The organism is Streptomyces sp. NPDC058086 (assembly GCF_042885015.1).
Classification (GTDB): domain Bacteria; phylum Actinomycetota; class Actinomycetes; order Streptomycetales; family Streptomycetaceae; genus Streptomyces.
Genome location: NZ_JBHVST010000068.1, coordinates 19,558 through 32,149 on the forward strand (window position 1 = coordinate 19,558; position 12,592 = coordinate 32,149).

The following is a 12,592-nucleotide window of genomic DNA, read 5'->3' on the forward strand; positions in this document are numbered from 1 at the left end:
GCGCCAGCGCCCTTGAGGGGCGCGGGGAACTGCGCGACCAGCCCCCACCGGCCCGCAGCCAAGGCACTTCCGAAGCTGAGGAGGTCCCCCCGCTCACCCGCCGGAGGGAACCGTCAGCCTGGGATCAGGCCCTCGTCGGTCAGCATGGCGCGGACCTCTTCGAGGGTCGCGTCCGGGGACGGGAGGATGAGGTCCGAGGGTTCCAGGGCCTCGTCGGGGAGCGGAGCGCCCAGGCGGCGGACCGAGTCGAGAAGAGTGCTCAGGGTGCGGCGGAAGCCGGCCTCGTCACCGCTCTCCATCTCGGCGAGCAGCTCGTCGTCCAGCTTGTTCAGTTCGGTGAGGTGGCTGTCGTCCAACCTCACCTGCCCCTCCCCCATGATCCGTACGATCATGTCGCCCTCCTCAGGCGCCCTAGGCGTGGGTCACTGCTTGTCGAAGCGCGGGGTGTCCCGCGGCTGGGACTGCGACTGGGACTGTCCCGTGCCGCCCTCGATCGCCTGCTGCGGCGAACCACCGGCGAGCTCGGCCTTCATACGCTGCAGTTCCAGCTCTACATCCGTACCACCGGAGAGCCGGTCCAGCTCGCTCTGGATGTCGTCCTTGGCCAGACCGGACTGGTCGTCGAGCGCACCGGAGGCGAGCAGCTCGTCGATCGCGCCGGCGCGGGCCTGCAGCTGCGCGGTCTTGTCCTCGGCACGCTGGATCGCCATGCCGACGTCGCCCATCTCCTCGGAGATGCCGGAGAAGGCCTCTCCGATACGGGTCTGCGCCTGGGCCGCCGTGTAGGTCGCCTTGATGGTCTCCTTCTTGGTACGGAAGGCGTCCACCTTGGCCTGGAGCCGCTGCGCCGCGAGGGTGAGCTTCTCCTCCTCGCCCTGGAGGGTCTGGTGCTGCGTCTCCAGGTCCGTCACCTGCTGCTGGAGCGCCGCCCGGCGGGAGAGCGCCTCACGGGCCAGGTCCTCGCGGCCGAGCGCGAGCGCCTTGCGGCCCTGGTCCTCCAGCTTGGTGGACTGGTTCTGGAGCTGGTTCAGCTGAAGTTCGAGGCGCTTGCGGCTGGTCGCCACATCCGCGACGCCGCGGCGCACCTTCTGCAGCAGCTCCAGCTGCTTCTGGTACGAGTAATCGAGGGTTTCGCGCGGGTCCTCGGCCCGGTCAAGGGCCTTGTTCGCCTTCGCGCGGAAGATCATCCCCATACGCTTCATGACACCGCTCATGGGCTTCGCGCGCCCCCTTCTGACGGACTCCAGCTCCAGGTACTGCAACAGAACCCACAGTACGGGCCCTGCATCCATTACCGCACTGTTCGGGGACGGATGCGCTCATCCCCAAGGACGACTGCGTACGGCACCGCTCCGGCGTAGGGAGTAGGTGGGACTCGGGGTCCACCCGTACACAACGTCCCCTCTGTCCCACTACAGACGTGCGGTGTTGCCGGATCGTTCCCCACTCGATCGACGTCCATGCCGCCGCACCCCGTACCCTTGGGTTTTGTGTTCCGTAGCCGTGCCAAGGAAGAGAAGGCCCCCGCCGACAAGGCGCAGGTGACCGACTCCAAGCAGACCCGTGACCCGCAGGCCCCCAAGGGCCGCCCCACGCCCAAGCGCAGTGAGGCCCAAACCCAGCGTCGCAGCGTCGCCACGACGCCGACGACGCGCAAGGAGGCGGCCAAGCGGCAGCGCGACGAACGTCGTGTCCAGATGGAGAAGCAGCGCCAGGCCCTGGCCAACGGCGAAGAGCGCTATCTGCCCGCCCGTGACAAGGGGCCGGTGCGGAAGTTCGCACGCGACTTCGTGGACTCGCGCTTCTGTGTCGCTGAGTTCTTCCTGCCGATGGCCGTGGTCATCCTCGTGCTGAGCATGGTGCGGGTGGGCCCGCTGCAGAACGTCGCGCTGCTGCTGTGGCTCGTGGTGATCGTGATGATCGTGGTCGACTCGATCGGCATCGCGATCCGTCTGAAGAAGCAGCTGCCCGCCCGCTTCCCCGACGTGCCCACTAAGGGCGCGGTCAGGTACGCGCTGATGCGCACCCTCCAGATGCGTCGCCTCCGGCTGCCCAAGCCGCAGGTCAAGCGCGGAGAGCGGCCCTGAGCGCGACATCGTTCTCCGGAGGCGCGGCGGATGCCTGGCTGAGCAAGCTGGGCGGACTGCGTGATGTCGTACGACAGGAGCTGGTGGCCCGGCAGCTCGACGAGCAGATAGCAGGCCGGTTCCCGGTCGGGCAGCGGTTGCGGGTGCTCGACGTCGGAATGGGCCAGGGCACGCAGGCGCTGCGGCTGGCCCGCGCCGGGCATCAGGTGACCGGCCTGGAGCAGGACGCGAAGATGCTCGCCGTGGCCCGGGAGGCGCTGGCCGCCGAGCCCGAGGGCATCCGGAGCCGGGTGCGGCTCATCGAGGGCGACGGACGCGAGACGGGCGTGCACTTCCTGCCCGGCAGCTTCGACGTGGTGCTGTGCCACGGCGTACTCATGTACGTCGAGGAGCCGGACCCGCTCCTCGCGGGGCTGGCGCGGATGCTGGCCCCGGGCGGGCTGCTCTCGCTGCTGGTGCGCAACGCCGACGCGCTGGCCATGCGGCCGGGCCTGTCCGGGGACTGGACGGCGACCCTGGCCGCGTTCGACACGGACGCCTACGTCAATCGGCTCGGCCTCGCCGTCCGCGCGGACCGGCTCGCCACGCTGACGTCGACGCTCGCGGGGATCGGGGCGGCGTTGCACGCCTGGTACGGCGTGCGGGTCTTCACGGACACTGCGCCCGACGGGACCCCCGTCCCCGAGGACGTGGAGACTCTCCTGGCCGCGGAGGAGCGGGCCGGGCGGACGGACCCCTATCGCCAGGTGGCGGCCCTGCTGCATCTCTGCGGCGTACGCGGCTGATCGCTGCCTGGTCGCCCCCTGTTCGGCCCTGCACCGCAAGCCGGAGCAGAGTCGCGAAAGGGACACTCGGGACATGGCTGCCACCCGTGCCCCCGTGTCGCGTCTGCTGCTCCCCATAACCGCCCTCGTCTGCGCCGCCGCCCTGCTCTCCGGCTGTTCCGACGCCGGGTCGCCTGCCCAGAAGGGCGGCACGAGGGACGGGACGAAGGACGGGACGACCCAGGCCGTTGTCCCGCTCGCGGCCGACGACCTGCAGAACGCGTATCTGAAGGTGATCAAGAACGTCCTGCCCTCGGTGGTGCAGATCCAGGCGAGCGACGAACTGGGCTCGGGGGTGGTGTACGACGGCCAGGGACACATCGTCACCAACGCGCACGTGGTCGGGAGCGAGAAGACGTTCAGGGTGACGACGGCCAACAGCCAGAACGTGCTGACGGCCAAGCTCGTGTACACCTACCCGGGCCAGGACCTCGCCGTCATCAAGCTGGACAAGGTGCCGAGCGGGCTGAAGGCGGCCACCATCGGGAACTCGGAGAAGGTCGAGGTCGGCCAGATCGTGCTGGCGATGGGCTCGCCGCTCGGGCTGTCGTCCAGCGTGACCCAGGGCATCGTGTCGGCGACCGGGCGCACCGTCAGCGAGAACAGCACCGACGGCGGGACGGGGGCCACCATCGCCAACATGGTGCAGACGTCGGCCGCGATCAACCCGGGCAACAGCGGCGGCGCGCTCGTCAACCTGAACGGGCAGGTCATCGGCATTCCCACGCTGGCCGCGACGGACCCGAGCCTCGGGGGCGGCACGGCGCCCGGTATCGGATTCGCGATCCCCGCCTCGATGGTGCGGACGATCGCCGACCAGATCATCAGGACCGGCAAGGTCACCGACTCGGGACGGGCCGCGCTCGGCATCACCGGCCGTACCGTGCTCGACGAGACCTACGCTCCCGCGGGTGTCGCCGTGGTCGAGGTGAAGCCCGGCGGCGCGGCCGACACGGCGGGCATCCGGCCCGGCGACATCATCACCCGGATCGGCACGAACGACATCACCACCCTCACTTCGCTCGCCGAGGCGCTCGCGGCCGACAAGCCGGGCCAGCGGACGCGGGTGACGTTCGTCCGGGGCGCGGCCGAGCGGACGGTGGGCGTGCGGCTGGGTGAGCAGTAGGTACGGGGGTGAAGGCGGTGGCGAGGGGTTGACGCACGGCGAACGGGGTTGCCGGGAGCGGTCCCGGCAACCCCGGCCGGTCTACTCCGGTTCGGCGTGCAGGCTCATCGGCCCGTAGATCTTCGTGCTGTCCTCGAAGAGGAACACCTGGTCCGCGCCGCCCTCCAGGAGGTCCTTCCAGACCTCGCCGATCCAGGACTCCGCATCCCCCTGTGTGGTGAACTCCTCGGGCTGCACCGCGGGTTGGACCTCTGTCCCGTCGGACTTCTCGAACCGCCACGTCCATGCCGCCATGTACGCCTCCCAGGTATGAGCACACTGCACAGCGGAAGCCGCACAAGATCCGGCTCCCGTCCGAAGCCTAGGCGCTGAGCCGGGTGCGGAACAGAAGATCGCGAGTCGCGGCACGCGTCGCGGGTCGTGAACGGCCCCGCGCGCCTCCGGGCGCTGTACCCGAACGCGCGCCGCCCACGGTGACACGGGAAAATCAGGGCGTGGAACTGACTCTGCTCGGCACCGGCGCCCCCGAGGGCCTGCCCCGTCCCGACTGTCCCTGTGCGGCCTGTGCGAGTGCGCTCGGCGAGGACGCGCGGGCGGCCACCGCGCTGCTCGTGGACGGCACCCTGCTGCTCGACCTCACGCCCGGCGCCGCGTTCGCCGCGGCCCGCGCCGGGCACTCGCTGGGCGGCGTACGGCAGGTCCTGCTCTCGCATCCGCACGACGGGCCCGCCGTCGAGGTGCCGGCCGGGCTGCCGCAGCCCGTACGGGTTCCGGACGGCAGCGAGCTGGCGCTGCTGACCGGACACCGGGTGCGGGCGGTGCCGATGGACTCGCCCGGTACGGGGTACGCGGTTTCCGGGCCGGACGGACAGCGGCTGCTGTATCTGCCGCCGGGCGCGGCGCCCGCGGGACTGGACGAGAACGGCGACTCGTACGCCATGGTGGTCGCCGATGTGGTGGGGCGGCCGGACGCCCTGGCGAAGCTGCGCGCGGTCGGGGCCGTCGGGCCGACGACGGACGTGATCGCGGTCCACCTCGACCACGACGTGCCGCCGGGCCCCGAACTGCGGCGGCGGCTCGCGGCGGCGGGCGCGCGGGCGGTGCCGGACGGGACGACGCTGGACGTGGGCGTCTACGAGGACGTACCCGACGTACCGCGCCGCACCCTCGTGCTCGGCGGGGCGCGCTCGGGCAAGTCGGTGGAGGCGGAACGGCGTCTGGAGTCCTTCCCCGAGGTGCTGTACGTCGCGACGGGCGGATCTCGCAACGGGGACAACGAGTGGGCGTCGCGCGTGCACGCCCACCGTGAGCGGCGGCCCGGCTCCTGGCGCACGGTGGAGACCTGTGACCTGGTGCCGCTCCTGGAGGGCTCCGGCCCTCCCCTTCTCGTCGACTGCCTCTCCCTCTGGCTCACGGACGCGATGGACTCCGTGAACGCGTGGGACGACGCGGAGTGGGCCGGCGGCGGCGAACGCGCGCTGCGCGCCCGCGTCGAGGAACTCACCTCCGCCGTCCGCAACACGCGCCGCACCCTCGTCGCCGTCTCCAACGAGGTCGGCTCCGGCATCGTCCCCGCCACCGCCTCCGGACGCCGCTACCGCGACGAACTCGGCCGCCTGAACGCGGGGTTCGCGGCGGAGTGCGAGCACGTGCTGCTGGTGGTGGCGGGGCAGGCGCTGGCATTGCGGGGCTGACCGGGGGTGACCGGGGTTGACCGGGGCTGACCGGGGCTGACCGGGGCTGACCGGGGCTGACCGGGGCTGACCGGGGATCAGGATTGCCTGCGGGCGATGATCCGGAAGGCGTTCGAGAAGCGGGTGCGGCGGAAAACCGGGGCCATCGCGTGGTCCAGGGCGGAGACCGAGGCGAGCAGCGGGACGCTCACCCGGGCCAGGGCCGTGTGCAGGATGCGCTGGAGCGGGGTCGGCGGGGTGGGGCGCCAGGGGGCGTCGAGGTCGGGCAGGACGCGGCCGAGGGCCAGCGCGAGGGCGCCGGCGAGGTCGTACGGGATGTGCGGTTCTCGGCGGTCCGTCGCGACGATCTCGCAGCCGAGGGACTCCAGTTCGCCCAGCAGGTTGGACAGCGGCATCAGGTGCAGATGGCGCGGCTGGCCGTACGACACCCACCACCTGCCCAGCAGCGCGCCGAACGCGCAGTCGGGGTCGGGCACTTCGACGAGGAGGTGGCCGCCGGGCCGCAGGACCGTCAGGGCGGCGCGCAGTTCCTCGCGCGGGTCGCGGGTGTGCTCCAGATGGTGGAACATGCTCACGACGTCGTAGCGGGCGCTCAGCCGCCCGATGATCCGCGGGTCGGTGAGCCGGCCGCGGTGGGCCTCCTCGATGTGCCCGGCCGCCCGTGCCTTCTCGACCCGCCGGGTGGGGTCGAGGCCGTCGAAGGACGTGTACGGATGGACCTCCCGGGCGACGGCCGGGAAGTGCCCGTGCCCGGTGCCGACGTCGAGCCAGCTCTCCGGCTCGGCGTACCGGAGCAGCGCGCGGGCGGCGGCCCGGTGGCGCCCTCTGCTGCCGCGGGCGCCGAGCAGCCGGTCGGTGAGGCCGTCGAGTCCCTCGTGGAAGTCCCGGTGGTAGAAGGCCAGTCCCTCCGCGCTGAGCCGGGGGTTCTGGAAGGCGTGTGAGCAGTCCGCGCACTCGTCGACGACGAAGGTGCCGGGCTTGCGCTGCACCTGGTCCGGCGTCCGCAGCCGGGTGCGCAGCCGCTTCGAGCCGCACCAGGGACAGTCCTCCCGGCGCGGCTCGTGGAACCGGTCGGTGCCTTGGGCGAGTTCGGCCGCGTAGGCGGCGCGGCGCTCGGCGCTCGGGGGTGGCGTGGGGGGCATGGACGCTCCTGGGGACGGCAGGGTGAGGGGACAGCGGGGGGCGCGATCGAGCCGTACGACAATCCGACACAAACGGTACGGAGCGGATCGTGATCCGGAGTGCAACGACGTGGCGCGGACGTGTTCGATCGCTGCCGGTACTGTTCGGCGAATGAGCTCGCTTAATCTCGACGACTTCACCGATCTGATCGAGCGCCCCGACGGAGGCGTGCGCCGGGACGCCGAGGCGCGCCGGGAGCGCCAGATCGTGCCGCCCGGGGCGCTGGGCCGCCTCGACGAACTGGGTGAGTGGCTGGCGGCGGCGCAGTCCGCGGTGCCGGTGCGGCCGATCGAGCACCCGCGTGTGGTGCTGTTCGCGGGCGACCACGGGGTCGCCGAACTCGGCGTGTCGGCGCGGCCCGCGGGCACCGCCGACCGGTTGGTGCGGGCGGTCCTGGAGGGCGCGAGCCCCGCGGCGGTGCTGGCGCGCCGGCTCGGCGTGCCGGTACGGGTCGTCGACATGGCGCTGGACTGCGATCCGCAGGAGCTGCCCGCCGAGGTCGCAGGGCATCGGGTGCGGCGCGGGTCGGGGCGGATCGACGTCGAGGACGCGCTGACCCTGGAGGAGGCGGAGGCCGCGTTCCGGGCGGGGGTCGCGGTCGCGGACGAGGAGGCGGACTCCGGTACGGATCTGGTGGTGCTCGGCGATGTGAGCGTCGGCGGGACCACCGCGGCGGCCGTGCTGGTCGCGGCGCTGTGCGGGACCGACGCGTCCGTGGTCACAGGCCGGGGCGGGCGGCCCATCGACGACCTCGCGTGGATGCGCAAGTGCGCGGCCGTGCGGGACGCCTTGCGGCGGGCCCGGCCGGTGCTCGGGGATCAGCTGCAACTGCTCGCGGTGGTGGGCGGCGCCGATCTCGCGGCGATGACGGGGTTCTTGTTGCAGAGCGCGGTGCGGAAGATGCCGGTGATCCTCGACGGGGTCGTCTCGGCCGCGTGCGCCCTCGTGGGGCAGCGGGTCGCCTTCCGGGCGCCGGACTGGTGGCTGGCCGGCCAGAACAGTGGCGAGCCGGCCCAGGCGAAGGCCCTGGACCGTATGGCCCTCGAACCCCTGCTCGACCACGGGGTCACGGTCGGCGAGGGCGCGGGAGCCCTCCTCGCTCTCCCCCTCGTCCAGGCCGCCGCCGCCCTCTCCGCCGAACTCCCGGAGACGCCGGCCCCCGAGCCCGAGCCCGAGGCCTCCGACCAGAACGAGTGAACGGCCTCGCCCTCGAACGCCGGACGGGCTGAAAGACACGGGCGGGGGCGAGTGGGGCACGCCCCGCGCCCTCGCCCGTGAACGCCGCCCGCTCCGAAGCCCTTTGGGGCGCGGGAAACCGCGCGCCCAGCCCCCACCGACCGGCAGCCAAGAACCGCGCGCGAAACCCACCCCGCAACAGAACCCCGGCCCGCATCACCCGTACCGCCCCTCCCCCGCACGACGCACCCCGCCCCATATCATCGCCCTTTATGGGAGATGCCCGAATTGCCGCTGACCAGGAGCGGGTCCCGGCCCGTCAGGGTGAAGGGGACCACCTGTCCACAGGCGCGTCGCGCAGAGCCGCCGCCTTCGCGGTCTGGTACCTGCGGGCCGTCGCGTTCATCAACTTCCTGAGCGCCGCGTGGGTGTCGCTCGGACAGGACGTACGGCGCCACAACACCGAGAACTTCTTCACCCCGTACCTGCTGACGGCAGGATTCGCGTCGGGTGTGTTCACCATGTTCCTGGCCATCACGATGCGCCGCCGCAAACGGGCCGCGTGGATCCTCAACTTCGTGCTCAGCGGACTGTTCCTGATGCTGTTCGCCGTCGCGATGACGTTCCCGGAGATCCGCCAGTACGCCCAGAACTGGGTCTCGATCGTCCTGACCGCCGCCTTCGTCGTCTCGCTCGTCGTCGGCCGCCGGGAGTTCTACGCGAAGGGCGACCGGTCGAACCCCAAGCTCGCCGCGGCCGTCGCCGTCGGCGGACTGCTCGTCGCCTCCCTGCTCGCCGCACTGCTGGTGACGGTCACCAACAGCGCGCAGGACGCCTACCGTTCGACCTTCTGGGACCGCTGGCGCTACGGCGCCCTGCGACTGGTCTCCGTCGCCGCCGACGACTCCCGCTTCCCCGGCCTGGAGATCGCCAACTGGGTCAACGTCACGATCAACGTGCTCAGCACCCTGCTGGTCCTCGCCGTGTTCTACGCCGCCTTCCGCTCCCGCCGCGCCGTCGACCCGCTGACCGAGAACGACGAGAACCGACTGCGCACCCTGCTCGACCGGCACGGCGACCGCGACTCGCTGGGCTACTTCGCGCTGCGCCGGGAGAAGAGCGTGATCTGGTCGCCGACCGGCAAGGCCGCGGTCGCGTACCGCGTCGTCGGCGGGGTCTCACTGGCCTCCGGCGATCCGATCGGCGACCCGGAGGCGTGGCCCGGCGCCATCGAGCCCTGGCTCGCCGAGGCCCGCGCGCACGGCTGGATCCCGGCGGTGATGGGAGCGAGCGAGGAGGCGGGGACCGTCTACTCACGGCACGGGCTCGACGCCCTCGAACTCGGTGACGAGGCGATCGTCGAGACCGCCGAATTCACCCTCGAAGGACGCGCCATGCGCACGGTCCGGCAGGCCTACAACCGGGTCAAGCGCGCCGGGTACGAGGTGCGCATCCGCCGGCACGAGGACATCCCGGCCGACGAGATGACGTACCTCCTGCGGCGTGCCGACGACTGGCGGGACGGGGCGACCGAGCGCGGGTTCAGCATGGCGCTCGGACGGCTCGGCGACCCGGACGACGGACGGTGCGTGATGCTGGAATGCACCGATGGGGAGGGAGAGTTGCGGGCGCTGCTGTCCTTCGTACCGTGGGGGCCGCAGGGGCTCTCGCTCGATCTGATGCGGCGTGACCGGGACGCCGAGAACGGGCTGATGGAGTTCATGGTGATCGAACTCCTGCGCCGCGCCCAGGAGATCGGGATCACCCAGGTCTCGCTCAACTTCGCCATGTTCCGTTCCGTCTTCGAACGTGGTGGACGCCTCGGCGCCGGGCCGGTGCTGCGGCTGTGGCGTTCCCTGCTCAGTTTCTTCTCGCGCTGGTGGCAGATCGAGTCGCTGTACCGGGCCAACGCCAAGTACCGGCCGATCTGGGAACCCCGGTTCCTGCTCTTCGAGAAGAGCGCGGACCTGCTGCGTATCGGCCTCGCGGCCGCGCGCGCCGAGGGGTTTCTCGAAGCCCCCGGACTGCCGAAGTGGCTGCACCGCAGGCACCTGGAGTCGCACCGATGACGGCGACCGGACGGACGGGGCGAGCCTGCCGGACGGGGACCGGGACAGCAGGACAGATGGGGACCACTGCATGAACACCCTCGCCCGCCTCGCCCGCGCCGAATGGGGACTGCTGTACGTCACCGTGCGCGAGGCACTCGCCGGACAGCGTTGGCGGGCGATGCCGGTGACGCTCGGGGCCGTCTTTCTGACGGCCCTCCTCCAGTTCGTGCAGAACCAGCCCTGGGGCTTCCAGTTCGTGCAGGACATCGGCTCCGTGCGGGCCGAGGAGCCGCGCTGGCTCGCCCTGCTGCGCACCCCGCTCTCCCTGTTCGTGCCGGCCCTCGACCTGCCGGTGTGGGGTGCGCTGCTGCAACTTCTCATCGTGTTCGGGATCGCCGAGATCTGTCTGGGCTGGTGGCGGATGCTCGTCATCGCGTACGCCGCCACGCTGGCCGGCACGCTCTACGCGCGCGTGGCGATCTCGCTGAGCCCGGGCAACCCCCTGGGGCTGCCCGTGACGGACGCGCAGGTCGTGGACACCGGGCCCTCGGCGGCCGTGGTCGGCCTCGCCGTGTTCGTCGCCTGGCGCTATCGCGCGTACTGGACGGGGTGGGGGGTGGCCGCGGCGATGGTGATCGAGGTGGCGCTCAAGGGGAACCTCGCGGGCAAGGAGCACATCGCCGCACTCGCCGCGGTCTTCGTGCTGTACGGGATCTCGATCCTGCGTCACCGCCACGGCCATCGTCACCGCCACCGACACCGCCATCGTCACCGGCGGCCGGGCAGGGACCGGACGGGATCCGGTTTTCCGCCGATCCAGTCCTGAAGCTTGCGGCGCGGGCCGAACCAGCGGCGGTCGTGGTGGTAGGCGCGCAGGATCGACCTGGCCCGGGCGCGCGGCCTGCGGCGGTAGAAGCGCCTGGCCCACGGGGAGACCGGGCGGGCCAGCCGGACGGCGCCGATGAGGGCGACGAACGGGACGATCACGCCGAAGATCGCCATGCGGGCCTTGCCCTTGCTCAGGGCGAGCAGGGCGAAGAGGAAGTTCAGGGCGACGGTCAGGATGACCCCGCCGCGGTCCTGGAGTTCCTCCTGGGTCATGTCGTTGACCCCGAACGGCAGGAAACCGCCGAGCACCAGGCCGACGAGGGCCGCCGTGACCAGGACGACCTCGACGCTCTTGCGGCCCTCCTCGGTCCAGTACACGTCGTCGAGGTGCAGGATCAGCGCGAACTCGTCGAGCACCAGCCCGGCGCCCATCCCGAACACCACCGCGAACAGCGAGGCGCCGAAGCCGTGCCGGTAGCTGGCCACCGCGCCGAAGCCGCCGATCACGGTCAGGACGACACCGGGCACGACGTGGTGGATGTGCAGACCGCCCGCCTTGACGTTGCCGAACGGACCCTTGCCCGCGCGGATCAGGCGGACGATGACACGGGTGATCACAAAGGTCAGCACGAAGGAGGCGAGTGCCAGCAGAAGCGGCAGCTTTCCCGGTTCGATGATGTTCCTCTGCAACCAATGACCCATATTGCGCACTTTATCCGCGGCTCTCGTGCACGGCCGCCGCACCCGTCCCCGGCCGGCCCGCCACCGCCCCGGGTACCCTGCGCCGGTGTCCAGGACCCCTCTCCCCCACGGCCTCCGCTTCGCCTTCGGCACCCTGACCGTGCTCCCGGTCACGGTCACCCGCTGGGACCGTGAGGCGGCGCGCGGCGGAATGCTGTGCGCCCCCGTCGCCGGGCTGGTCGTCGGGGCGGGCGCGGCCCTGGTGGGCGTGACGCTGCTCGCGATGGGCGCGGGCCCGCTGCTGGCCGCCGTCGCCACCGCCGCCGTACCGGCCGCGCTCACCCGTGGTCTGCATCTCGACGGACTCGCCGACACCGCGGACGGCCTCGGCAGCGGCAAGCCCGCCGAGGACGCGCTGCGGATCATGAAGCAGTCCGACATCGGCCCGTTCGGCGTGATCACCCTGCTCTTCGTGCTGCTCGCACAGGTCGCCGCGCTATTCCAGGCCTACGAGGCCTCGTGGGCGCGGGGTGTGCTCGCGGCCGTCGTCTCGGCGACCGCGGCCCGTCTCGCCCTCACCCTGGCGGCGCGCACCGGGGTGCCCCCGGCCCGCCCCGAGGGCCTGGGTGCCGCGGTCGCGGGCACGGTGCCCGTGCGCGGCGCCCTGCTGGTGGCCCTCGCCGTCGCCGTCGCGGCGGCCGGCGCGGGCGCGCTCCTCGGCACGTACGACCTCGTACGCGCCCCACTGGCCGTCCTCGCCGCCTGCGCGACCGCCGAGCTGCTCCTGCGCCACTGCACACGCCGCTTCGGCGGCGTCACGGGCGACGTCTTCGGCGGCCTCGCCGAGACGGCGGCGACCACCGCCCTCGTGGCGCTCTCCCTCGGCTGAACTTCCAGCGAGCGTAGAAATGAGCGAAACCCGGCGGCGCGCGTAGGCTCGTCC

At 72.0% G+C, this 12,592-nt stretch carries 13 protein-coding genes; 8 read left to right on the forward strand and 5 right to left on the reverse strand.

Translation table 11 applies throughout. The features are described 5' to 3' along the window. Nucleotides 1-113: 113 nt before the first annotated feature. A complete protein-coding gene (locus ACFVWD_RS38125; RefSeq protein ID WP_389602602.1) occupies nucleotides 114-392 on the reverse strand; it encodes a hypothetical protein in 279 nt (92 codons plus the stop codon). A 30-nt stretch (nucleotides 393-422) separates the two neighbouring features. Then, complete coding sequence (locus tag ACFVWD_RS38130) at nucleotides 423-1,214, reverse strand: PspA/IM30 family protein (protein ID WP_101408192.1); 792 nt, start codon at nucleotides 1,212-1,214, stop codon at nucleotides 423-425. Nucleotides 1,215-1,460: 246 nt separating this feature from the next. On the opposite strand from ACFVWD_RS38130, the gene ACFVWD_RS38135 reads away from it, so the two are divergent. From ACFVWD_RS38135 to ACFVWD_RS38145, 3 genes are all read left to right on the forward strand, one after another. Further along, nucleotides 1,461-2,087, forward strand: coding sequence for a DUF3043 domain-containing protein (locus ACFVWD_RS38135; protein ID WP_389602603.1), 627 nt, complete (start codon nucleotides 1,461-1,463; stop codon nucleotides 2,085-2,087). 83 nt (nucleotides 2,088-2,170) lie between these two features. Next, a complete protein-coding gene (locus ACFVWD_RS38140; RefSeq protein WP_190170140.1) occupies nucleotides 2,171-2,872 on the forward strand; it encodes a bifunctional 2-polyprenyl-6-hydroxyphenol methylase/3-demethylubiquinol 3-O-methyltransferase UbiG in 702 nt (233 codons plus the stop codon). A 73-nt stretch (nucleotides 2,873-2,945) separates the two neighbouring features. Continuing rightward, nucleotides 2,946-4,037 carry a S1C family serine protease gene (locus tag ACFVWD_RS38145; RefSeq protein WP_389602604.1) on the forward strand — a complete coding sequence of 364 codons (1,092 nt, stop codon included), beginning with the start codon at nucleotides 2,946-2,948 and terminating at the stop codon, nucleotides 4,035-4,037. 81 nt (nucleotides 4,038-4,118) lie between these two features. On the opposite strand, the gene ACFVWD_RS38150 is transcribed toward ACFVWD_RS38145, so the two are convergent. Beyond that, on the reverse strand, nucleotides 4,119-4,331 hold the full coding sequence (locus ACFVWD_RS38150; RefSeq protein ID WP_054231569.1) for a hypothetical protein: 213 nt from the start codon (nucleotides 4,329-4,331) through the stop codon (nucleotides 4,119-4,121). 200 nt (nucleotides 4,332-4,531) lie between these two features. On the opposite strand from ACFVWD_RS38150, the gene ACFVWD_RS38155 reads away from it, so the two are divergent. Beyond that, nucleotides 4,532-5,731 (forward strand): bifunctional adenosylcobinamide kinase/adenosylcobinamide-phosphate guanylyltransferase, encoded by a 1,200-nt coding sequence (locus ACFVWD_RS38155; protein ID WP_389602605.1) that lies wholly within the window; start codon nucleotides 4,532-4,534, stop codon nucleotides 5,729-5,731. Between the two features lie 77 nt (nucleotides 5,732-5,808). Here the strand turns inward: ACFVWD_RS38155 and ACFVWD_RS38160 are convergent, their stop codons facing one another. After that, entirely contained in the window at nucleotides 5,809-6,873 is a 1,065-nt protein-coding gene (locus ACFVWD_RS38160) for a class I SAM-dependent methyltransferase (RefSeq protein ID WP_389602606.1), read from the reverse strand. Nucleotides 6,874-7,024: 151 nt separating this feature from the next. On the opposite strand from ACFVWD_RS38160, the gene cobT reads away from it, so the two are divergent. The 3 genes from cobT to ACFVWD_RS38175 all read left to right on the forward strand — a co-directional run bounded on the left by cobT (nucleotide 7,025) and on the right by ACFVWD_RS38175 (nucleotide 10,966). Next, complete coding sequence (gene cobT / locus ACFVWD_RS38165) at nucleotides 7,025-8,110, forward strand: nicotinate-nucleotide--dimethylbenzimidazole phosphoribosyltransferase (RefSeq protein WP_389602607.1); 1,086 nt, start codon at nucleotides 7,025-7,027, stop codon at nucleotides 8,108-8,110. Nucleotides 8,111-8,361: 251 nt separating this feature from the next. Beyond that, entirely contained in the window at nucleotides 8,362-10,158 is a 1,797-nt protein-coding gene (locus tag ACFVWD_RS38170) for a phosphatidylglycerol lysyltransferase domain-containing protein (protein ID WP_389602608.1), read from the forward strand. 70 nt (nucleotides 10,159-10,228) lie between these two features. Then, entirely contained in the window at nucleotides 10,229-10,966 is a 738-nt protein-coding gene (locus ACFVWD_RS38175) for a hypothetical protein (protein WP_389602609.1), read from the forward strand. Here the strand turns inward: ACFVWD_RS38175 and ACFVWD_RS38180 are convergent. After that, on the reverse strand, nucleotides 10,909-11,670 hold the full coding sequence (locus ACFVWD_RS38180; protein WP_389602610.1) for a hypothetical protein: 762 nt from the start codon (nucleotides 11,668-11,670) through the stop codon (nucleotides 10,909-10,911). The genes ACFVWD_RS38175 and ACFVWD_RS38180 overlap by 58 nt on opposite strands. An 85-nt stretch (nucleotides 11,671-11,755) precedes the next feature. Here ACFVWD_RS38180 and ACFVWD_RS38185 point away from each other — a divergent pair, with 85 nt between their 5' ends. Further along, nucleotides 11,756-12,538 (forward strand): adenosylcobinamide-GDP ribazoletransferase, encoded by a 783-nt coding sequence (locus ACFVWD_RS38185; protein WP_389602611.1) that lies wholly within the window; start codon nucleotides 11,756-11,758, stop codon nucleotides 12,536-12,538. Nucleotides 12,539-12,592: the final 54 nt, after the last annotated feature.

Bases quoted from the DNA above. Each gene is read 5' to 3' on its own strand.
- ACFVWD_RS38180 (WP_389602610.1), bottom strand. From the start codon at position 11,670: ATGGGTCATTGGTTGCAGAGGAACATCATCGAACCGGGAAAGCTGCCG.
- ACFVWD_RS38125 (WP_389602602.1), bottom strand. From the start codon at position 392: ATGATCGTACGGATCATGGGGGAGGGGCAGGTGAGGTTGGACGACAGC.
- ACFVWD_RS38160 (WP_389602606.1), bottom strand. From the start codon at position 6,873: ATGCCCCCCACGCCACCCCCGAGCGCCGAGCGCCGCGCCGCCTACGCG.
- ACFVWD_RS38135 (WP_389602603.1), top strand. From the start codon at position 1,461: ATGCCGCCGCACCCCGTACCCTTGGGTTTTGTGTTCCGTAGCCGTGCC.
- ACFVWD_RS38150 (WP_054231569.1), bottom strand. From the start codon at position 4,331: ATGGCGGCATGGACGTGGCGGTTCGAGAAGTCCGACGGGACAGAGGTC.
- ACFVWD_RS38145 (WP_389602604.1), top strand. From the start codon at position 2,946: ATGGCTGCCACCCGTGCCCCCGTGTCGCGTCTGCTGCTCCCCATAACC.
- ACFVWD_RS38130 (WP_101408192.1), bottom strand. From the start codon at position 1,214: ATGAGCGGTGTCATGAAGCGTATGGGGATGATCTTCCGCGCGAAGGCG.
- cobT (WP_389602607.1), top strand. From the start codon at position 7,025: ATGAGCTCGCTTAATCTCGACGACTTCACCGATCTGATCGAGCGCCCC.
- ACFVWD_RS38170 (WP_389602608.1), top strand. From the start codon at position 8,362: ATGGGAGATGCCCGAATTGCCGCTGACCAGGAGCGGGTCCCGGCCCGT.
- ACFVWD_RS38175 (WP_389602609.1), top strand. From the start codon at position 10,229: ATGAACACCCTCGCCCGCCTCGCCCGCGCCGAATGGGGACTGCTGTAC.